At 46.0% G+C, this 20,857-nt stretch carries 17 protein-coding genes; 9 read left to right on the forward strand and 8 right to left on the reverse strand.

The genetic code is table 11. The features are described from left to right. Positions 1 to 41 precede the first annotated feature (41 nt). The 3 genes from MHI21_RS07090 (at position 42) to MHI21_RS07100 (ending at position 4,534) form a co-directional block, all read left to right on the forward strand. The gene (locus tag MHI21_RS07090) at positions 42 to 1,946 is read left to right on the forward strand and encodes a beta-glucoside-specific PTS transporter subunit IIABC (protein ID WP_341161979.1); all 1,905 of its coding nucleotides are present in this window, start codon (positions 42 to 44) and stop codon (positions 1,944 to 1,946) included. A gap of 243 nt (positions 1,947 to 2,189) precedes the next feature. After that, positions 2,190 to 3,587 carry an L-cystine transporter gene (locus tag MHI21_RS07095; protein WP_061829066.1) on the forward strand — a complete coding sequence of 466 codons (1,398 nt, stop codon included), beginning with the start codon at positions 2,190 to 2,192 and terminating at the stop codon, positions 3,585 to 3,587. Between the two features lie 248 nt (positions 3,588 to 3,835). Beyond that, positions 3,836 to 4,534 (forward strand): queuosine precursor transporter, encoded by a 699-nt coding sequence (locus MHI21_RS07100; protein WP_069291426.1) that lies wholly within the window; start codon positions 3,836 to 3,838, stop codon positions 4,532 to 4,534. 67 nt (positions 4,535 to 4,601) lie between these two features. On the opposite strand, the gene MHI21_RS07105 is transcribed toward MHI21_RS07100, so the two are convergent. Together MHI21_RS07105 and MHI21_RS07110 are read right to left on the reverse strand one after the other, a co-directional pair. Beyond that, on the reverse strand, positions 4,602 to 5,690 hold the full coding sequence (locus MHI21_RS07105) for a Xaa-Pro peptidase family protein (RefSeq protein ID WP_342419705.1): 1,089 nt from the start codon (positions 5,688 to 5,690) through the stop codon (positions 4,602 to 4,604). Between the two features lie 72 nt (positions 5,691 to 5,762). Continuing rightward, on the reverse strand, positions 5,763 to 6,491 hold the full coding sequence (locus tag MHI21_RS07110) for an MBL fold metallo-hydrolase (protein ID WP_342419706.1): 729 nt from the start codon (positions 6,489 to 6,491) through the stop codon (positions 5,763 to 5,765). A 203-nt stretch (positions 6,492 to 6,694) separates the two neighbouring features. On the opposite strand from MHI21_RS07110, the gene MHI21_RS07115 reads away from it, so the two are divergent. Further along, positions 6,695 to 7,207 carry an N-acetyltransferase family protein gene (locus tag MHI21_RS07115; RefSeq protein WP_342419707.1) on the forward strand — a complete coding sequence of 171 codons (513 nt, stop codon included), beginning with the start codon at positions 6,695 to 6,697 and terminating at the stop codon, positions 7,205 to 7,207. A gap of 121 nt (positions 7,208 to 7,328) precedes the next feature. Here MHI21_RS07115 and MHI21_RS07120 read toward each other — a convergent pair whose 3' ends face one another. From MHI21_RS07120 to MHI21_RS07130, 3 genes are all read right to left on the reverse strand, one after another. Beyond that, on the reverse strand, positions 7,329 to 7,763 hold the full coding sequence (locus tag MHI21_RS07120; protein ID WP_103047615.1) for a threonine/serine exporter family protein: 435 nt from the start codon (positions 7,761 to 7,763) through the stop codon (positions 7,329 to 7,331). A gap of 20 nt (positions 7,764 to 7,783) precedes the next feature. Then, positions 7,784 to 8,539: a threonine/serine exporter family protein gene (locus MHI21_RS07125; protein WP_061829072.1), complete on the reverse strand. Its 756-nt coding sequence runs from the start codon at positions 8,537 to 8,539 to the stop codon at positions 7,784 to 7,786. A gap of 112 nt (positions 8,540 to 8,651) precedes the next feature. Then, positions 8,652 to 9,506, reverse strand: coding sequence for a hypothetical protein (locus MHI21_RS07130; protein WP_342419708.1), 855 nt, complete (start codon positions 9,504 to 9,506; stop codon positions 8,652 to 8,654). Between the two features lie 359 nt (positions 9,507 to 9,865). Here MHI21_RS07130 and MHI21_RS07135 point away from each other — a divergent pair, with 359 nt between their 5' ends. Continuing rightward, positions 9,866 to 10,597, forward strand: coding sequence for an HAD family hydrolase (locus tag MHI21_RS07135; RefSeq protein WP_342419709.1), 732 nt, complete (start codon positions 9,866 to 9,868; stop codon positions 10,595 to 10,597). A 137-nt stretch (positions 10,598 to 10,734) separates the two neighbouring features. After that, entirely contained in the window at positions 10,735 to 11,415 is a 681-nt protein-coding gene (locus MHI21_RS07140) for a hypothetical protein (RefSeq protein ID WP_061829075.1), read from the forward strand. A gap of 85 nt (positions 11,416 to 11,500) precedes the next feature. On the opposite strand, the gene MHI21_RS07145 is transcribed toward MHI21_RS07140, so the two are convergent. Together MHI21_RS07145 and speD are read right to left on the reverse strand one after the other, a co-directional pair. Next, positions 11,501 to 12,919, reverse strand: coding sequence for an NAD-dependent malic enzyme (locus tag MHI21_RS07145; protein ID WP_341161973.1), 1,419 nt, complete (start codon positions 12,917 to 12,919; stop codon positions 11,501 to 11,503). Between the two features lie 272 nt (positions 12,920 to 13,191). Further along, positions 13,192 to 13,998, reverse strand: a complete 807-nt coding sequence (gene speD, locus MHI21_RS07150; protein ID WP_013309324.1) for an adenosylmethionine decarboxylase — start codon at positions 13,996 to 13,998, stop codon at positions 13,192 to 13,194. A 694-nt stretch (positions 13,999 to 14,692) separates the two neighbouring features. Between speD and MHI21_RS07155 the strand changes: the two genes are divergently transcribed. Beyond that, entirely contained in the window at positions 14,693 to 15,541 is an 849-nt protein-coding gene (locus tag MHI21_RS07155; protein WP_342419710.1) for a hypothetical protein, read from the forward strand. Between the two features lie 86 nt (positions 15,542 to 15,627). Here the strand turns inward: MHI21_RS07155 and MHI21_RS07160 are convergent, their stop codons facing one another. Further along, entirely contained in the window at positions 15,628 to 16,641 is a 1,014-nt protein-coding gene (locus tag MHI21_RS07160; RefSeq protein WP_342419711.1) for an RluA family pseudouridine synthase, read from the reverse strand. A 223-nt stretch (positions 16,642 to 16,864) separates the two neighbouring features. Here MHI21_RS07160 and recQ point away from each other — a divergent pair, with 223 nt between their 5' ends. Together recQ and MHI21_RS07170 are read left to right on the forward strand one after the other, a co-directional pair. After that, entirely contained in the window at positions 16,865 to 18,763 is a 1,899-nt protein-coding gene (recQ, locus tag MHI21_RS07165) for a DNA helicase RecQ (RefSeq protein ID WP_165176242.1), read from the forward strand. 56 nt (positions 18,764 to 18,819) lie between these two features. Continuing rightward, positions 18,820 to 20,688: a radical SAM protein gene (locus tag MHI21_RS07170; RefSeq protein ID WP_341161970.1), complete on the forward strand. Its 1,869-nt coding sequence runs from the start codon at positions 18,820 to 18,822 to the stop codon at positions 20,686 to 20,688. The last annotated feature ends 169 nt before the right edge of the window (positions 20,689 to 20,857 follow it).

Below are 20,857 nucleotides of genomic sequence, written 5' to 3' on the forward strand. Positions count from 1 at the left end.
CGCATTTTATTTTATACCTTAAAAGAAAAGAGGAATACCTCATGGATCGAAATCAATTATCCAAAGAGATACTTACACTAGTTGGTGGTGAAGAAAACGTAGAGCAGGTCATTCACTGCATGACCCGCTTGCGATTCAACCTTCATGATGATAAGAAAGCTCAGAAAGAGCAGTTGCAAAAAACGGATGGCGTCATGGGAGTCATGGAGAGTGGCGGCCAGTTTCAGGTTATTATCGGTAATGATGTAGCTAACGTGTACAAATCGTTGGTGAGCAATATGTCCAAGGCTCCGCAAAGTGACTCAGGAGCAAGCACTGCATCGAAGAAAAAACAAAACCCGATCAGCAAACTGTTCGACTTTATTGCGGGAATGTTTACACCGATTTTGCCAGCGATCACCGGTGCAGGTATGATCAAAGGGATCATTGCTCTTTTAGTGGCCATGAACTGGATGTCCGATAAGAGCCAAACCTATACGATTTTAGCCGCAATAGGTGACGGTGCGTTCTACTTCTTGCCTATTATTCTGGCCGTGAGTGCTGCTAGAAAACTGGGCAGTAATATGTTTATTGGTGCGGCGATTGGGGCTTCCATTTTACACCCGACGATTACAGCTTTACTGGCATCTAACGTGAAGGTTAGCTTTATTGGTCTTCCGGTGACAGCGGCCACGTATTCTTCGACCGTTATTCCAATCGTTATTGCGGTCTGGCTGGCATCTTATGTTGAAAAATTCATTGATAAGTATACACATGCATCACTGAAATTGCTCGTTGTTCCGACGTTGACTCTATTGATTATTGTACCTTTGACTTTGGTTGCTGTAGGGCCGCTCGGCTCCATTATTGGTAATGGCCTGTCAGGTGGTATCTCTTGGTTGTTTGAAAATACAGGTGCACTTGCAGGTCTGCTGCTAGGCGGTACCTTCTCCCTGATCATTATGACAGGTATGCACTACGCGTTGGTTCCTATTATGATTGGATCGATTGCAACGTTGGGCTTTGACTACATGATTCCAATTATGGGAGCAGCCAACTTGGCACAGGCTGGTGCTGCACTGGGTGTATTCTTAAAATCAAAAAATGCCAAAGTCAAAACAGTGGCTTTCTCTACGAGCTTGACAGCTATTATGGGTGTAACTGAGCCTGCAATGTATGGTGTGAATATGCGGTTTAAAAAACCATTTACTGCTGCGTTGATCGGCGGAGCTGTCGGCGGGGGCTTTATGAGCTTGTTTGGCACAAAAGCGTATGTTATGGGTGGACTTGTTGGTGTGCCTGGACTGGCGATGTTTATTGGACCGACTTTCTTGTACGCAATCCTTGGTCTGATTATTGCATTTGTAGTTGCTGCGATTGTTACCTATTTGATCGGCTTTACAGATGAAAAGAATGAAGAAGCACCACAAGCAACAACAGACGCTGCCGGAGACATCTCTACTGATGAAATAGCACAATCTGCTGTGTCCTCACTGCCGAAAGGTGAGAAAATCCCGGTATACAGCCCGATTATGGGTGAAGTTAAGCCGCTCAGTGAAGTCAATGACCCTGCATTTTCTCAAGAAATCATGGGTAGAGGTTGGGCTATTGAACCATCCGAAGGCCGGGTTGTTTCCCCAGTGGATGGCACAGTGTTCTCCATTTCCAAAAGTGGGCATGCTGTTGGATTGGTGAGTGATTCAGGACTTGAAATGCTCATTCATGTTGGGATGGATACGGTTAAACTAAAAGGACTTCATTTTACGCCTCATCTTAAAGCAGGAGATCGCGTGAAGGTAGGAGACCTCGTGCTGGAGTTTGATCTGGTGGAAATCCGCAAGGCTGGTTACGAAACGATAACGCCTGTTATTGTTACGAATGTAGCTCAGTTTAGCGAGTTGAAGTCCGCTGATAATCAGCATAAAGTGGTTAAGGAACAGGAACTGTTATACACAGTGATCGTCTAACGGCTGATAAAAATTTTACGCCTAAGTTGAATACATGTCGTTGTGTTCAGGACAAAAAACAGCAAGCCTTCGAAAGATGAAGGCTTGCTGTTTGGCATTTTCAATAAAACCCAAAGTGGAAGTTGCTTAACTATTTTATTGTAATAAAACCTACAAAAATAGTTGGTTTTGTGATATAGTAATCTTCGGATTGAAGGATCACCTTATAAAACATATTAAGTATAAGTTTGGAGGAAATAATACATGGATACCTTCTTTATTATTTTAAATGTAATCGTGCTGCTTTTGCTGCTAGGCGTATTGGTCTGGATGCAGAAAAAGCACATCTCCTTTACAAAAAGGGTATTTGCCGGACTTGGCTTCGGACTAATCTACGGGGCTATTCTACAATATGCTTATGGTGCAGGCTCAGAGGTCATTACAAAATCGGTTGATTGGTTCAACCTCGCAGGTAACGGTTATGTCCGTTTGCTGCAAATGGTCGTTATTCCGCTTATCATGGTGTCGATTATTTCGGCTATTATGAATTTGAAGGGAAGACAGAACCTTGGCAAAATCAGCGTGTCCATTATTGCAGTACTACTGATTACAACGGCAATTGCTGCTTCAGTTAGTATTGTAACCAGCCTGTCGTTTGACCTAAAGGCAATTGAGATTCAAGGTGGGGAAAAGGAACAAGCACAGGGCTTGAAGATGGAAGAGCGCCTTGGAACAGTTCAGGACATGACCATTCCACAGCAGGTGCTGGAATTTATTCCTTCAAATCCTTTTGAGGATATGACGGGAGCACGTCGTACGTCGACGCTGGCGGTGGTTATTTTCTCGGCCTTTATCGGGGTGGCTGTACTCGGATTGGATCGTAAAAAACCGGAACAGGCGCAAACCTTCCGTAAAGTGATTGATGCAGTGTACGCTGTAGTGATGCGAATTGTAACGCTGGTGCTGAGATTGACTCCTTACGGCATTTTAGCACTGATCACTAAAGTAGTAGCTACGACCAATCCAGATGAAATTTTGAAGCTAATCAAGTTTGTGCTCGCTTCTTATGTGGCTCTGTTGGTCATGTTTATCATTCATCTTATTTTGCTGGCCTTGTTCGGCTATAATCCGGTGACGTATGTGAAAAAGGTATTGCCTACACTGGTTTTTGCTTTTACTTCTCGTTCCAGTGCGGCGACCATTCCGTTAAATGTTGAAACACAAACGAAAAAGCTTGGTGTGTCCGACGGCATCGCGAATCTGTCTGCGACCTTGGGAGCGACTATTGGGCAAAACGGCTGTGCTGGTATTTATCCGGCAATGCTGGCGGTTATGATTGCTCCAACCGTGGGTATTGATCCAACGAGCTGGGATTTTATCCTCACGCTGATTCTGGTCGTTACGGTCAGCTCGTTCGGCGTGGCGGGTGTAGGCGGTGGTGCCACTTTCGCTTCCCTGATCGTGCTTTCTACCATGAATCTTCCAGTGGCATTGGCAGGATTGCTCATCTCAGTCGAACCGTTGATTGATATGGGACGCACAGCGTTAAATGTCAATGATTCTATTACTGCAGGTCTCATTTCAGGCAAGGTGCTCAAGGAGAACGATCAAGACGTATTCAATAATCATGGTATGGATTTGGATGCAACGGCACACTCTTAAGTAATGATAAATGAAGGGTGTACGATCAGTCTCATATCACATCTGTAGCCTATATAACACACGTACTGTATGTACGCTGTACAAAGAGCCGGCCATAAGGTCGGCTCTTTGTATTGAGTTTAGGGCAGTGTAAATTATGGCTGTTCACAAATCCTAATCTATGATACATTAAAATAATGTTTTTCCGGCTTGCTTCGGATGAACCGCGGTTCGCAACCATCCCGCGCTATCAAAACTAGGAGGATTTCATGTTTAATCTGTTATGGGGGGCAGCTTTTGTCCTCGTCAATTTTATGTTCTTTTTGTTATGTTTTCGGTTGTTCGGTAAAAAAGGGCTGTACGCCTGGATTGGTGTTGCTACTGTACTGGCCAACATTCAGGTAACCAAAACGATTGATCTGGTCGGCATTACCACGACATTGGGAAATACGATGTATGTTTCTATGTATATGGCCAGCGACTTACTGAATGAAAAATATGGGCCTAAAGAAGCGCGTAAAGCTGTGTGGTTCGGCTTTTTCACTCTGATTATGACGACGATAACGATGCAAATGGTGCTGCAGTTTCAGCCTACTGCAACGGATTTTGCCCAGACACCGATGCAACAGCTGTTCGGATTGTTGCCAAGGCTTGCGCTTGCCAGTTTGACAGCCTACGCGGTCAGTCAATTGCTGGACGTGCGTCTGTACGCCTGGATTCGCAAGTTCTTCCCGGAACGTCATCAGCTCTGGATTCGCGGCAATGGCAGCACGATGATCAGCTCGTTTATAGATACGCTCATTTTCTGTACTATTGCCTTTTACGGTTATGCGTGGGGGATATGGCTCGAGATATTATTCACCACCTACATTTTAAAATTTGTACTGACCGCGGCGGGTACACCCATTTTGTACATCGCACGCAATTTCCGCTTTATAGAAGAGGAGGGGCAAACCCTCAAGCCATGATGGCTTGGGGTTGCCCCTCCTTTTTTTCATCCTTTTTTACATACCAATATAATGAATAGCGATGGGTTTATCCGAGCACTGTCAGTTCTTTTGGAAAAGAGGTAAGCACTTCAACACCATCAGAGGTGACCAGAACGTCATCTTCAATCCGCACACCGCCGAGGCCTGGCACATAGATGCCGGGTTCGATTGTGAACACGAAGCCTTCATGAAGCAGATCACTATTGCCTCCGTGTACAGATGGATATTCGTGAACACTCATGCCAAGGCCGTGTCCAACTCGATGGTTAAAGGCAGGACCATATCCAGCGGCTTCAACAACAGCCCGTGCTGCCTGATCTACGGATGCGCAGGAAACTCCCGGGCGAATGGCAGCAATTCCCGCTTCGTTCGAGCGAAGAACCGTATTATAAATCGTTTCCAGCTCAGCAGATAGCTTTCCAAAAGCAAAAGTACGTGTAATATCCGAAGCATAGCCATCGGAGTATACGCCCATATCAAACATGAGCAGATCGCCATGCTGTAGCTTGCGGGTGCCTGGAACACCATGAGGCAAGGCTGTTTTGGGTCCAGACAGCACTGTTGTGTCAAAGGACGGGCCATCTGCGCCGATCTTCTTCATCTGGTATTCGATTTCTGCCACCAGCTCGACTTCCGTCACTCCTTCGCGCACATGGGTGAGGCCGTGGCGAAGAGCATCTTCCACCAAACGAGCTGCATGTTTCAGACGTTGTACTTCCACAGGAGTTTTTCTCACACGCATTTCTTGAAGCACAGGACCCAGATCCACATATTGAGCCGCGCCAATAGCAGTATGTAACTGTTCATAACGGAGGACGGAGACGTGCTCCTTTTCCAGCGCGAATGTTTTCACTCCGGTGCCTGTACGTTGACGCAACAGATCATATGGATTGTCCGTATCGGTGTGGGTGGATATACGAGTCACAGAAGAAGCAGCTTGGGCGGCTTCTGCATCCAGAGCGGGTACGATCAGTTCTGGTTCTTGGTCTCGAAGCAGCACGAGACCAAGAAAACGCTCATGCGGATCACTGGCAAAGCCCGTCAGGTAGTAAATATGTTTGGGATCGGTCACAAGCAGGCCATCCCAAGATTGTGATTTTAGTTCATCATATAATCTTGTAATTTTATCATTCATAGTGTCTCATTCCTTTCTGTCCATGTATTCATTATAGCTCTTATTACATCATAATTTATAGCTTTGAATGGCTTACTCTCTTGCCTGACTTAATGTTTGCAGACGTGCTTGTACGTTCTGATCATAGTAGCCGCCATGGTAGCAGATTACCTTTTCAACATCCAATACCGTCAGCTTTTCGAGGCTCTTCAGAGCCAATGGCATATCCGGCGTAGCCGACTCAGCGGGACCGACCAGTTCACCTTCGACTACCAGCAGTTCATCTGCTGCCAACAGCAGCTTTTGTGCGGGCACATACAAGCTAATATGACCGGGCGTGTGACCGGGTGTATGAATAATCTGTATGCCCCCACCATAAGGCAGATGCTCACCGTCCTCAAGAATATGAGCAAAGCGCAAATCTGGCAGGCGGCGAATCATATCCTCTGCTTGCTGCTTGAGCACAGTATCCATTTGTTTAATCCGTTCCGACGTCAGCTTCACAAACGGTCGCTCTCCTGTCATGTAAGGAACGTCAGCCTTATGGGCTAACAGGGCAGTATTCGGCAGCAGATCCAGCAGTGCATGAACATTTCCGATATGGTCAATATCCTGATGTGTTAAAATAATTCTTTTCACGCGGCTGATATCCTCACCCACATCTGAGATAGCCTTGCGTAATGGCTCCAATTGGCCGAGCATTCCCGTGTCAATCAGTGTAAGTCCATCCTCGTCCTTGAGCAGTACAGGATAAATAGTCGTTTTTCCAAAAAAAGATTCCATAGGTATTTCCAAAATCAAGAGTTGAGTTCCAATATTCATATTAAGCTGCTTCAGAATCCTTGACTCCGAAACATACCTCCCGTCTCATCGTGTTAAATCGCTTTCCCCGTTTTTATTTTTCCTTATCTTCAAGCTCTATTATAAAACCCTTTGGGACTAATCCGCAAAACAACTCGATATGGCTGATCGGGCGCTTGTCTTGTACAATAAATAAATCACACCATAGGAGGCGGATACGAATTATGAATAAGGACCAATCTTTTTCCATTGAATTTGCGTGCAAAGAGGATCTTCCCGATATTGTGGATATTTATAATTCTACGATTGCAGGACGAATGGTCACGGCAGATTTGGAACCAGTGACAGTGGAGAGCCGCATTCCATGGTTTGAGGCTCATCAGGAAAACCACCGGCCTTTATGGGTATTAAAACAAAAGGGAACAATTGTCGGTTGGGCCAGCCTTCAGTCCTTTTATGGGCGTCCAGCTTATAACGGTACAGCAGAAATTAGCATTTACGTCCATGAGGATTCTCGTGGAACCGGAACAGGAAGTCGACTGGTACAGCATTTGCTAAATGAATGTCCGAGACTGGGGATTACAACGTTGTTGGGATTTGTTTTTGGTCATAATGAGCCAAGTATTGGGCTGCTGCGGAAGTTTGGTTTTGAGCAATGGGGGTACTATCCGCGTGTAGCTGTGCTGGACAGCATAGAGCGAGATTTGGCGATATTGGGCAAGCGAGTGGATGAATAATAGCTTATGACAGTTAAATATTTTTTGTAATGTGTACAGAAAAAGGCTGTTTCCAAAATCGTCTCATACACTGCGGATGATTTTGGGAGCAGCCTCTTTTATTTTGCTATTTTCATCGCTTTTAACGCTGAGGTCTAAAACGTATGTTGTGAAAAATTTGATTAAGCACCTCAGACAGCACCAAACCGACAGCAATAGCTCCTGCGATCATCAGCGTGCTCATGGCCAGCTCCAGTGCCTGAGGATAATGTTGTTGTACGAACTGGCGCATGGCATTATAGGCCATTCCCCCTGGAACGAGCGGAATCATGCCTGCCACACTGAAAATAATCACAGGCATTTTGTACAGCCGCGCAAAGCCTTGACTGACGATGCCGATGAGGATCGTTGCCAAAAGGCTGGCGCTCACAGGTCCCATGCTGTCCGTGGTTGAATAATAGACCAGCCAACCTAGCATACCAACAAAACCACATTGCAGCAGCGAGCGCCGGGGGGCGTGGAAAAGTATGCCGAAACCAGCGGTGGCAATAAAGCTTGTGAATAATTGTGCAAGCATAGACTTGAATCTCCTCCGAATCACATATAAGAAATGATAACCGCAACGCCAGCTCCAATGCCGAAAGACGTCAGGCAAGCATCGGCTCCCTTGGAAAGACCCGAAACAAGGTGCCCGGACATTAAATCACGAATGGCATTTGTAATTAACAAGCCTGGAACCAGTGGCATGACGGAGCCAATTATAATTTTATCCATCATCTGTCCCCAGCCTACTATCGTTAACAGAGCCGCCAGCAAGCCGATTAGAAAAGATGCAGAAAACTCTGAGAAAAACTTGACCTTAACGAGCCTGTGAAAATACTGTACGGCTGCAAATCCGATACCGCCGCATAACACAGCTGCGGGGAAGTCTCGCCAGACACCACCAAACATAATCATAAAGCAACCGCTGGCCAACGCAGCAGCCATCAGCTGTACACGGTTGGAATAGCGGAGGGGGCCACGCTCAATCTCCGCAAGCTCCTTTACGGCAGCGCGGGGAGACAAATCACCTGTGCTGATTTTACGTGAAATGGAATTGACCTCTGTCACCTTGTGCAAATCGGTGGTCCGCTCTACGATGCGGATGAGCTTGGCAGGCTCCGAATCATTAATGGCAAAAAAAATCCCAGTTGGTGTTACATAGCTATGGGACTGGGATATGCCATAGGCTGAAGCAATGCGGGACATCGTGTCTTCAACACGATAGGTTTCGGCTCCATTTTGCATCATCAGTTTGCCCGCCAACAGACAAACTTCAATGATTTCAGGAGTAGGATAGGAATGATTATTCATACTCGCTCTCTTTCATTCGTACCGGGCCGTTCGACCCTATTATTTTCATTTATTGTAGCACAAAAAGCCGCCTTTTCAGAGGCGGTTATGTTAGGGGGAATCGAAGTTTTCGTCAAGATTCTATCATATCGGGAATAACGGTATAGTAGGACTCTTCCAGATATGTTGCGGCCTCAGATAGGCCCATCAACTTAAGCTGTCCAGCTACAAAAGCACGAAGGGCAGAATGGGTGAACAGATGCCGTGTCTGGGCATCCCGAATAAAGGCCAGTCTGGCTTCACGCGAACCGTTATAGAACAATTCACGTACAGCTTCGCCTTGTTGTTCCCAAAGGAAAGGCTCCGTTACGGTCAAGAGGGTACTTTCCATAGAAGAGATATGCTTCGCGGAAGAAGATACCTGAATGCCCAAGCCGTTCAGCGTAGGAGCTGCTTCATTGTGCTTCCGTTCTGCTCGCAAGCTGTCGATATAGGCAGCCATATCCTGAATCGGTTCGATACCAAATCGTTCCCGAAAGCATTCGCGTACAAACGCGGTGCGTTCATCTACAAGCTGAGGCAGTCGCTGACCTGCATGTCCAGAATAGTCGTCTCCGCTGGCGTAGTATCGTTTTAATGAACTGTTCTCTGTATAAACAACGCTTAAAAAATCCTGCAAATGACGGGCAACCACCCATACACCCGTCCAATCGACGGGAGATACGCATACGATAGGGGCCTGTGATAGGTCCTTTTCAAGACCAAAATCCGTTAAAAAGCCATAATGTATTCCGTCCACTCCTGCGTGGGCAAAAGGAATAACATCTGGTGGTGTAGCCATATATCGTGGCGCGCGGCCCTGCTCCATAATCAATCCCAAATCAAAACTCAGAGAATGCCGGTTCGCTTCGAGCTCCTTTTCAAATTCTATAAGTGCCTCAATCAAAGGTGTAGCTGATCCATAGGCTAGGTTAGAACCGGAATCCATCGTGTATGCCTCCCTTATCCAATACATCCATTAAAGCGTTCATCCCTAAAAGGTACGTGATTTTACACGAAATGTAAACCTGTATGACGAATATTTTCAAAAATGTGACCTTTTACCCGTGTGTTGTCAAATAAAACGCTTTCGGGCAAAGCAGGACAAGATACCTATGTTAGCTCGGTAGAGAAGTAAAGTGGGTTTGCGAAAATGCGGTCTTTTCAGTGTATGTTAGCAACCGTGAAGTGTGATTGCAGGATGCGCGGTGTGAAGGACAAGGTGCAACGTAACAGGCCAACGGGTATAATATCAGGACAAGGTGAAAAGGAGCGTCATCCGAAGATTTAACAGAAAGAAGTGGGCATATGAACTTGCAAAAGAAGGCTGTTTTTTTTGATGTAGATGATACGATGTACGATCATTTGCACCCTACACGCGATGCATTGCGTACAGTATTAGGATTGAGTGAGCGTTTTCCTTATGAGAAAGCCTACCATCGTATTCGCTATTACAGCGATGTACTGTCGGCTAAAGGAGGACTATTGGAGGGGAAGGCAGGGCCGGATGAACTGGATGAGATGAGGGAAGGCCGTTTCATTCTGGCTTTACAAGAATTCGGGATAGAAATTACCCGTGAGCAGGCAGTACATGTTCAACAAGAATACTTGGATCGTCAGTACCGAATTGAGCCTTTTGAGGGGGCTACCTCGTTAATAAATGATTTGAGCTCGGCTGGCTTTTTGGTTGGATTAATTACAAACGGTCTTGAAGAACACCAGATGAGCAAGATCAAGGCGATGGCGTTGGAAAATCATGTTGCAGCAGAGCATATCTTTGTATCTGGGACCGTTGGCTATGCCAAGCCTGATCCGCGCATCTTCGAAGTAGTGAATGAGCGGACAGGAACGTTAGCAGAGCATTGCTGCTACATTGGGGATTCCTGGCGTAATGACGTGGCGGGAGCTATAGCTGCAAATTGGCAGGTGATCTGGTTCAATCACAGGAATGCTCCCCCGGAAACTGATGTGCTGGGGGACTATAAAACAGCAGCAAGCTATGCAGAGTTAAGAAGGTTGCTGCTGCCGGACGCTCGTTAGACACGGTACATACCGTATTTTTTAAAAGAATCAACCTATTTTGAAGCCATTCCAAAAGATAACCCGTAATACTATTTATCTGTTATAGAACTAACTTCATTGGTAAAGGTTTAGAACAGAGAAGGAGGGGATCGCGCATGGTAGAACAATGGAGGCAGGCAGAAGACATCATAAGTCAAGTGACCGTATACAGTACGGAGGATAATGATCCGGTTACCATTAAAACAGCCACTCAAGACGTCCGCTGTATTGGCATCGGGACTGATGCGGCCGTATTTACGATCGATACGTTGCCAGGCTACGCGTTCAAGGTGTACTCAGACATGGCGATCGAGAAAAAAGATGCGGAGGCCGACGTATATGAGCGTTTGCGAGGGTCTGACTTTTTTCCTCATTATTACGGAAAAGGCGACAAGTATATTGTCATAAGTTATGAATCCGGTATTACGCTGCTGGATTGTTTGCTGCAAGGAATTCCTGTGCCAGAGCAGGTCATTCTGGATGTGGAAAAGGCGAGGGAATTTGTCCGGTCCAAGGGGCTGAATCCCCGTGATATTCACCTCAAGAATGTACTTATGCAAGACGGGCGTGCCAAGGTATTGGACGTGTCGGAATACGTGAAGGAAGGCGATGACAAGCGCTGGGAGCATTTGGTGTGGGCATATCATACGTTTTATTCCGGTATCTCGGAGGTTAAGGTTCCCTCATGGATTTTGGATACGATTAAAAAATGGTACTACAAGCTGGATAACTCCAACTTTAATTTGGAGGAGTTTGCTCAGCGTGCCAGTCAATTGTTCTCTAAATGGAGGTCATAACCGCTGTAAAGATAACGGATATGCAGCTTGATCTCTCGATAGCAAAAAGGATTGCACCCGCATTTAGGGGAGCAATCCTTTTCTTTTATCTGAAATCCCGAGGCACTCTTCTGGCTGTACCGCTCGCAATCGCGGCTTGGATCACCTTTTCACGTACCCGTTGAACCGCACTCTCGTTAAATACACCTGGGATAATATACAACTTGTTTAGTTCTTCAGGACGGATCGTGCCTGCGATGGCCTCTGCGGCCGCCAGCTTCATCTCTTCGTTGATTTCACGGGCACGGCAGTCGAGCGCTGCTCGAAAGATGCCAGGGAAACAAAGTACATTGTTAATTTGGTTGGGATAGTCCGAACGTCCGGTGGCGATGACACCTGCAATGTCCTCGACGTCCTCTGGCGCAATTTCAGGAACCGGGTTAGCCATAGTGAACAGCACCGGGGCTTCTTTCATACGTTTCACGTCTTCTCGTTGCAGTATTCCACCTGCCGACAGACCGATAAACACGTCAGCGTCCTTCAGAACCTCGGACAGCGTGCCCGACAGCCGTTCAGGGTTGGTATGCTGTGCATACCAGTTCCACATCGGATGCTCGTATGTTTCATCAGCTGTAAGAGCCCCATGGCGGTCTACGCCAATGATGTTGACAGCCCCTGCAGATAGCAAAATTTTGGTGCAAGCCACACCCGCAGCCCCGATACCACAGACGACAATTTTGACGTCAGACAGGGCTTTGCCGACAACTTTGAGCGCATTGATCAGCCCTGCGTATAAAACGACAGCTGTGCCGTGCTGATCGTCATGAAAAACAGGTATGTCCAGCTCTTTACGTAACCGCTGCTCAATCTCAAAGCATCGTGGCGATGAAATATCCTCCAGATTAATACCACCAAAAGCTGGGGCCATTTGCTTAATGGCCTTAATGATCTCTTCGGTGTCCTGCGTATCCAGACAGATTGGAAAGGCATCGACGGAGCCGAGCTGCTTGAACAGCATGGCTTTGCCTTCCATAACCGGCATGGCTGCATAGGGACCGATGTTACCTAGCCCGAGGACAGCGCTTCCGTCAGAGACGACAGCGACCGTGTTGCGCTTGATCGTCAAACGGAAAGCTTTGTCCGGTTCCTCGTGAATCGCCATACATACGCGTGCCACATCGGGGGTATATACCCGGGATAAATCATCGCGGTTTTGAATTGGGACTTTGGGCTGCATTTCAATTTTGCCCCCGAGGTGTAACAGGAAGGTGCGATCAGAGATGGATAATACCTTAACACCTTGTGTTTTTTTAATTCGGGCAATCATACGGTCGATTTCTGCTGGATCGGCAATGGTCACCGTAATATCCCTCACGGTGACCTTCTCAGAGGTGCTAATGACGTCAATGGCAATCACATCTCCGCCATGTTCGTTTACCAGCGTAATCAATTGACCAAATTGGATGTGCCCGGTGGAAATCTCCAATCGTAAAATGATGTTTTTACCGCCAATACCGCCTTGCATACAAATTCCTCCTTTGTCTTCCATAACAAAATCATACGTAGAATCAATTGATTGCGCTTACAATAAGAAAAAAATGTTAAATCTATGCTGTTATTTTAAATTAGTGGTTTCTTCCCCTATCATAGTGAACAATCTCTCGCTTGTACAGATCAAGTTGAGTAATAGCTATTATTTTGTATTTAAAAAAGGACGAAAGCCCGGCTAAATTCCAGTCCAAGCGATCCTCCTTTTTTCAATGAAATAATCTATTTTATTTTTACGCATTCGATCTGTTACGTCATATTTTTACCGTAGTAAATTTCGTCCATTTCGATTTTGAGACGTGTTGATATATTTTGTTGCTCTTTTTCACTCAGGCTTTCCTTGGTGTAGCCGAACAGGTAATTGTCCAGATCGAATTGTTTTAGCTTACATTTGGTATGGAAAATATTTTCCTGATACACATTCACGTCGATCATGTCATACTGACTGCGCACTTCGTCCGGAATATAGTTTTGAATGGAGGCGATATCATGGTCGATGAAAAGCTTATGTCCATTCGTATCACGTGTGAAGCCGCGCACCCGATAATCAATCGTCATAATATCGGTGTCGAAAGAATGAGTCAAATAGTGGAGTGCCTTGAGCGGGGAGATTTCCCCACAGGTAGAGACATCAATATCTGCTCGAAACGTACTGATCCCCTCGTCTGGATGATATTCCGGGTAGGTGTGAACCGTAATGTGGCTTTTATCCAGCTGTATCACGACAGATTCAGGTAGGGGGCCGGGTGACTCGGCATAAGATTCAGTCGGTACCTCCACAATGGGTCCTTCTGATATAAGTACGGTCACGCTGGCTCCTTGAGGTACATAATCCTGCTGGGCTACGTTGAGCACGTGGGCGCCGATAATGTCAGATACATTTTTTAAAATAGCTGTCAGTCGATCTGAGTTGTATTGTTCATCAATATATTCAATATACGCCTCGCGTTCTTCTTTGGTTTTGGTGTAACAAATATCGTACATGTTGAAGCTCAATGATTTGGTCAGGTTGTTAAATCCGTGCAGGGTAATCCGCTGTTCCGGTGTTATGGTCATAGGCTATTTCCCCTTATAGTCGCAGTATTCGTACATAATATTCCCAACACGCCTTTTCATATACCGATTCATAAAATCAGTTCTGTAGCTGTTAGATTAAAGGCTTGAACAAGTATGTCTTACCCGTTTGGCATAATTAAAAACAGGTAGGGGAGTGGCTTTGTTTTTACATGTATGGAAATTTTAATGTATATATATTTTATTTCTTACTCAGCAATTTTTAAGTAACAGGACTTATAATGTGGACTATGCATACGAAGAAGGAACTGAATGGACAGAGGAGTCGTAGTAAGACATAAGAACCGGGTTAGTCATTCATTAATTCATTAATTTAATGTGTTTCACCTTCACAATGCCGAAAGCTTAACCGAATATGATTATAGACCCAAAAAAATAGTGATTTTGTATATTGCGAAAATCGAAAAAAGCAACTTCAGCTAATAATATGCGTATAATGAAATAAACGTAAGAAGCTGAGAATTATGAAGTTAAAATGAATTTTGATAGCAAATTTCATTTTATAAACCGATCGCATGTTACTATAAGGATTTTACAAAATTCGATTCCAGTCGCTCCGAAGTGCAAGTTATAGACGAACTAAACCATTTCGATCTATATCTTGTTCGTTGGAATTTGCTTATTGGATTTTTGCAAAATCCTCTACTGTAAGAAAAACGGTGGAAGGAGTATCAAGATGCTGGCTTTGTCCGATCCGGCCTGGACTCTGCTCCAAGGCCCCTACGGTTCCTCTCAATACGTCCCAGAAATGTTGAAACAGCTCCAAGCCGGATATGACGGCGAAATGGCTGACACCTTGTATTGGGAGGAATTGTATCACCAAAATACATTGTATACTTGTACATTTGCGGCTGTTCCTTACCTTGTAGACATTGCGTTAAAAAGTTCTGATATAGGGATTCGTGCAGATATCTATAACATTTGTGGAATATTCGAAGCGAAGAATAACAATCCCTTACATACCAAAGTTCCATTGGAATTTACAAGGGATCAGGTGAAAGTGGATTCTAGTGTGGCTGAATATATTTATGCGCAATATCAGTGTGCCATTGTCCGACTTGCAGAATTGACTGAAGAAATGGTGCTCTATGCGAAAGAACACGAAGGAGATGTAGGTAAACGCTATGTTCTGGCTGCGGGTGCCGCTTTTCAGGGATATCGCTGCATAGCTTATATGCTACAAAGCTTCGATACAGGTGACGAATATACGCTGGATTGTCCGCATTGCGGTACCCCGCTCTATATTTGGCCTGATGAACAGAATGACACCCTGGTTGTCTATGATGAGGATCCTGTAAATTCAGACAATCTGGTTCCCCATCCGATCCGCCCCCGTTCATTGGACCATAAAGGTGCTAATATACAGTGGTTACACGAATATGCCCAAAAAATTGAAGAGAACAAGCTTCTTGCTCAATTACCCTATTTAATCGGTTGGCTAGATTGTCCAGTGTGTAATACGCCCATATATATATGGGATGAGTTGATGAAAATGGCTGATGGTGTTCGGAGGTATACCGCTTAATTAATCAAAAAAAGGGTGCTGTTTTCTACAGCCCCCTCATTTCCTCTTCTATTTTTCCATCTAATCTCCGTATGCTTTGCTCAATTCTACTCCTGAAACGGATTCAAAAAGGTTTTAGGAATATCGGATTCAAAACGCAGCAATACTCCGGTGACGGGATGAATAAATGACAATACCCTCGCATGTAGGCCAAGGCGCCCAATCGACTTGGATTTGGAACCGTATTTTTTATCTCCAACAATTGGATGACCGATATCCTCCATATGTACGCGGATTTGATTTTTGCGTCCGGTATCCAAACGTACTTCCAGCAAAGAAAAATGACGATTGGCTTGAAGCAGCTTGTAATGAGTGACTGCGTGCTGTCCGTCATTTGGATAAGGACTGGAATACATTTTTAGCGTCTTGCTTTCTTTCAGCCATGAGGTGATTGTACCCTCAGCTTTTTTAACCTGTCCTTCTACAAGAGCAATGTATGTTCGTTCATACACAACTTCCTTCCACGCTTTTTGCATTTCCTGCTGTATGGCTTCGCTTTTTGCAAACATCATCACTCCTGATGTATCACGATCCAAACGATGCAGTACAAAAATACGATTGTACGGATGTTCGCGCCTCACATGGGCCGTAAGCTGGCGATAGGCTGTTACTTCCTGCTCCTGCGCTGAAGCCACGGACAGCAACCCGGCATCCTTATGGATAACGATAATGGCTTCATCCTCATGCAAGATACGTAGCCCAGTCAGTGGTACGACGGGAGTTACTTTTTCCTTGGAAAGCGCGACAGTCTGACCTTGCTCCAGTGGAAAATTGTGCACGGTACGCGGAATGCCGTTGACGGACACCTGCCCACGAGCCAGTGCTGATTTAATGGAGTTACGACCCATGCCAGTCACATGCTCTACTAAAAAGCTTAACAGCTCGGCAGGCTCCTGGACGATGTATGTTTTGGCAGGGGCTTTATCAAAAGCATTCGTTCTCCGTTGAGCTTCCGGTCTATGGGAGCCAGATCTTCCGGCAGGTTTATGACTGCGTTTGGAATGGCTTGCGTTTGACGTAGATTTTGTATGATTTTTCCGTTGGGGTTTCCGATTGTTCATGGGTTCTTTCTCCTTCTTGGAACCGTGTCTCTTCATAATTATGGACAAATTTGCGGCACCGTGTTCACTATATCATGAGAAAACAGCGAACGCCATAAGGGACTAAACCAGATTGGCAGTCTTCTAGCGGTTGAACATTACCCTGAACCCCGGTAAACTAAAGGTAACGAAAGAAAAGCCGATATGCGTCAAGGACGCTAGAAATATGAGGAGTTTTGAAACTATGAGTGTACAAGCACCAACATTGGAACGGGCGCAGGACTTGCTGCAAAAATTTTATGGCTATCCCGATTTCCGGGAGGGACAAAAGAAAATTGTGGCCAGTATGCTGGAGGGCAACGATACGTTGGGCATCATGCCGACAGGGGGCGGAAAATCGATATGCTACCAGATCCCCGCGTTGTTGCATGAGGGGCTGACCATTGTCGTGTCACCGCTCATCTCGCTGATGAAGGACCAGGTGGATGCGCTGACCACCATGGGGATTGCTGCTGCCTACATCAATAGTACGTTGAGTGGTCGAGAAGTGAATGATCGCATACGAGCCGCACGGAATGGTGACTTGAAGTTACTATATGTCGCACCGGAACGACTGGAACTGGACTGGTTTCGCGATGAAATGGCTCAGTTGCCGATTTCCTGCGTTGCGGTAGATGAGGCTCACTGCGTATCCCAATGGGGCCATGATTTCCGTACCAGCTACCTGGCGGTGGCTCCATTCGTGGACGGGCTGTATGAACGCCCAATCGTCGCTGCGTTTACGGCAACGGCGACACCGCAAGTCATGGATGACATCGTGCGCCTGCTTCGTCTGCGCTCACCGGAGACGTTCGTTACAGGCCTTGGACGGCCCAATTTGGCGTTCAGTGTGCTGCGTGGGGAAGACAAACGCAGCTTTTTGCTGAATTATACCCGTGAGCATGAGGGTGAATCGGGCATTATTTATGCGGCGACACGTAAGGACGTGGACGATTTGTACCAACGGCTACGTGACGCAGGCATGGCGGCCGGACGCTATCATGCCGGGATGACAGATCAGGAACGTGCAGATAGCCAGGAAGGGTTTCTGTACGACGATATCCGTGTCATTGTAGCAACCAATGCCTTTGGCATGGGGATAGATAAATCGAACGTACGCTATGTCATTCACTACAACATGCCTAAAAATATGGAGGCTTACGTACAAGAGGCGGGACGCGCAGGACGTGATGGCGACCCGAGTCAATGTATTTTGCTGTTCGGACCGCAAGATATTGTGACGCAGAAGTTCCTGATTGAGCAAAATCCACAGGATGAAGACCGCAAGCGCAACGACTATCGCAAGCTCCAGCAGATGGTTGATTATTGCTACACGACTCGTTGTCTACGTACGGCACAGCTTGAGTATTTTGGAGAAGCGGAGGAGCATGAAGCTTGCGGCATATGCAGTTCATGTACAGATGAACGGGAATTGGTTGATATGACCATAGATGCGCAAAAGATTTTTTCGTGCATTCATCGCATGCGGGAACGTTATGGGGTCTCGATGGTCGCTTCGGTGTTGAAAGGATCGCGTAACAAAAAAGTGCTGCAATATGGTTTTGACAGCCTGCCAACCTATGGCGTGATGGGCAACCGGACGGAAAAAGAAATTGCCGAAATTATCAATGTTCTTGTTTCGGAAGGCTATCTGATGTTGTCCGAGGGACAATATCCGGTCGTACGCTTGCAGCAGCTTGCGGCTGAGGTGCTGAAAGGCCAGCGAGAAGTCATGCAGCGTGTGGTGCGACATGCCACGGCTTTTGCAGGTGGAGCAGGTTCACGCGGACGACAGGGACGCGATGCATACCCGGCTGCAGTCAACGAAACCGTGTTCGAGCAATTGCGCCTGATTCGCCGCGATCTGGCCGCTCAGGAGCATGTACCGTCTTATATCATTTTCAATGATGCAACGCTGCGTGAGATGAGCGTAGCAAGCCCGCAATCCGAGGCAGACATGTTGCGGATCAAGGGTGTCGGCGAAGTGAAGTTCCGCAAGTACGGCAAGCCGTTTCTTGATTTTTTTCAAAATCAGGGGAGTATCGGGGGAACGGTAAGCGAGGACGAGATTTATGCAGACGATGTGTACGAGGATTTTGAATAGCTATACTAAGGTAAGGGGATATAACAGTTCATGCAAACTATAGAAGGTTGTGACCTATGAAAGTCATTTTATCAACGTTAAATGCAAAATATATTCATACCTCGCTGGCCATTCGATGCCTCAAAGCCTACAGTGAAAAGGACTTTGATATCGAGCTGGCGGAGTACACGATTAAGGACCCGGTGATGAACATCGTATCCGATTTGTTTCAACGAGGGGCAGATGTCATCGGCTTTTCTTGTTATATTTGGAACATTGAAGAGACGATCAAAGTCATTGATGTATTGAAAAAGATTATGCCCGAGGTCAAAATTGTTCTGGGTGGTCCAGAGGTATCCTACGATACGGATCACTGGATGAAGCGCTTGGCGAATGTGGATTTTATCGTGGTTGGTGAAGGAGAGGAAACCTTCCATCAACTGCTGCAGGAGCTGGAAGGGGATGGCAAGTTCCATTTTGTGTATGGACTGGCTTACCGTAAGGGAGAAGAGGTTATTCAGATGCCCGGTCGCCCGAAAGCGGACTTGAACGAGCTACCGTCGCCCTATCGTTTTGCAGAGGATATACCGGAACTTGGGAAACGGGTTGTTTATTTTGAAACGAGCCGAGGATGTCCGTTCAGTTGCCAGTTTTGTCTGTCGAGCATCGAAGTTGGGGTGCGCTATTACGATATCGAGCGTACAAAGTCGGATATTCTGTATCTGATCGACAATGGAGCCAACCTAATTAAGTTCGTGGATCGGACGTTTAACATTAAACGCGATTATGCGCTGGAAATGTTCAAATTTTTGATTGAAAATCACCGTGGCTGTGTCTTCCAGTTTGAGATTACGGCAGATATTATGCGTCCTGAAGTATTGGATTATTTAGCGGAAAACGCGCCGCCGGGCGTATTTCGTTTTGAAATCGGTGTACAATCAACGAATGATCCTACCAATGAGCTGGTTAAGCGTCGCCAGAACTTTACCAAACTTTCCCGTACTGTTACCAAGGTCAAACAAAGTGGTAAAATCGACCAGCATTTGGATTTGATCGCTGGATTGCCCTTGGAGGACTACAACACATTCCGTAAAACGTTTAATGACGTTTTTGCGCTCGGCCCGGAAGAGCTTCAACTTGGCTTCCTCAAAATGCTGCGTGGCACCGGACTGCGTATCGACGCAGACAAGTATAACTATACGTATATGGATGTTGCGCCGTATGAAATGTTGAGCAATGACGTCCTTTCCTTTGCCGATATCGTCCGGCTCAAGCGCTTGGAAGATGTATTGGAAAAATACTGGAACTCTCATCGTATGGATCATACAGTTAACTATCTGATCGAGCGCGAATTCTCGTCCGCCTTTGATTTCTTTCAGGAATTCGGAGACTACTGGGAAGGACAGGGCTGGCAAAAAATCGGGCATCAGCTCGAAGACTTGTTCACGCGTCTCCAGTCCTTTCTAGAATCGCGTGGAACAAAGCGAATGGATATGGTGCTTGGACTGATGAAGCTTGATTATTTCCTTAACCATAAATACAAGCCGCGTAAAATTTGGTGGGATCATACCTTGGAGAAGAATGATTGGTCTAGCTATATGAAAATGGTTCTCCAGCATCCGGATGCGCTGTTGTCACCTGCGGTTACAGATTTTGTGGCAGATGCGAGCAAGGAGAGTACAGGTGGGATGGATGTAGGCAGTCAACAGCCGCAGCCATACCGCGAGATTATTCCAGCCTTTGCTTCCTTGAAGCTGAGTGAAAAGGAACTGCAAAAGCACGCTGTGCTGGATGTACTGCCGTTCAGTCTGGATCATATCCTGAGCGGAGGAAGCCCATTGACAGCCGAAGGCCGCACCCTGCTGCTTGTAGTCTATCAGCAAAATGGACAGCAAAAACCGCTCTACTACACCATGCCGATCGGCAAAAATATCGCCGCCATTTAAATAAAAACGCCAGAGGGCATCGACTTTGATATACCAAGAGTCGGTGTCTTTTTTGTTTTATAAATAAATAGGCGCTCATTCCAAATTTTACATTCGCATAATCTATTGCTTTACGATGCTTTACAAAACAAATATATGATTACTTTATCATATATGAATATCAAATTTA

Source organism: Paenibacillus sp. FSL H8-0168, from assembly GCF_038592955.1.
Lineage (GTDB): Bacteria > Bacillota > Bacilli > Paenibacillales > Paenibacillaceae > Paenibacillus > Paenibacillus polymyxa_B.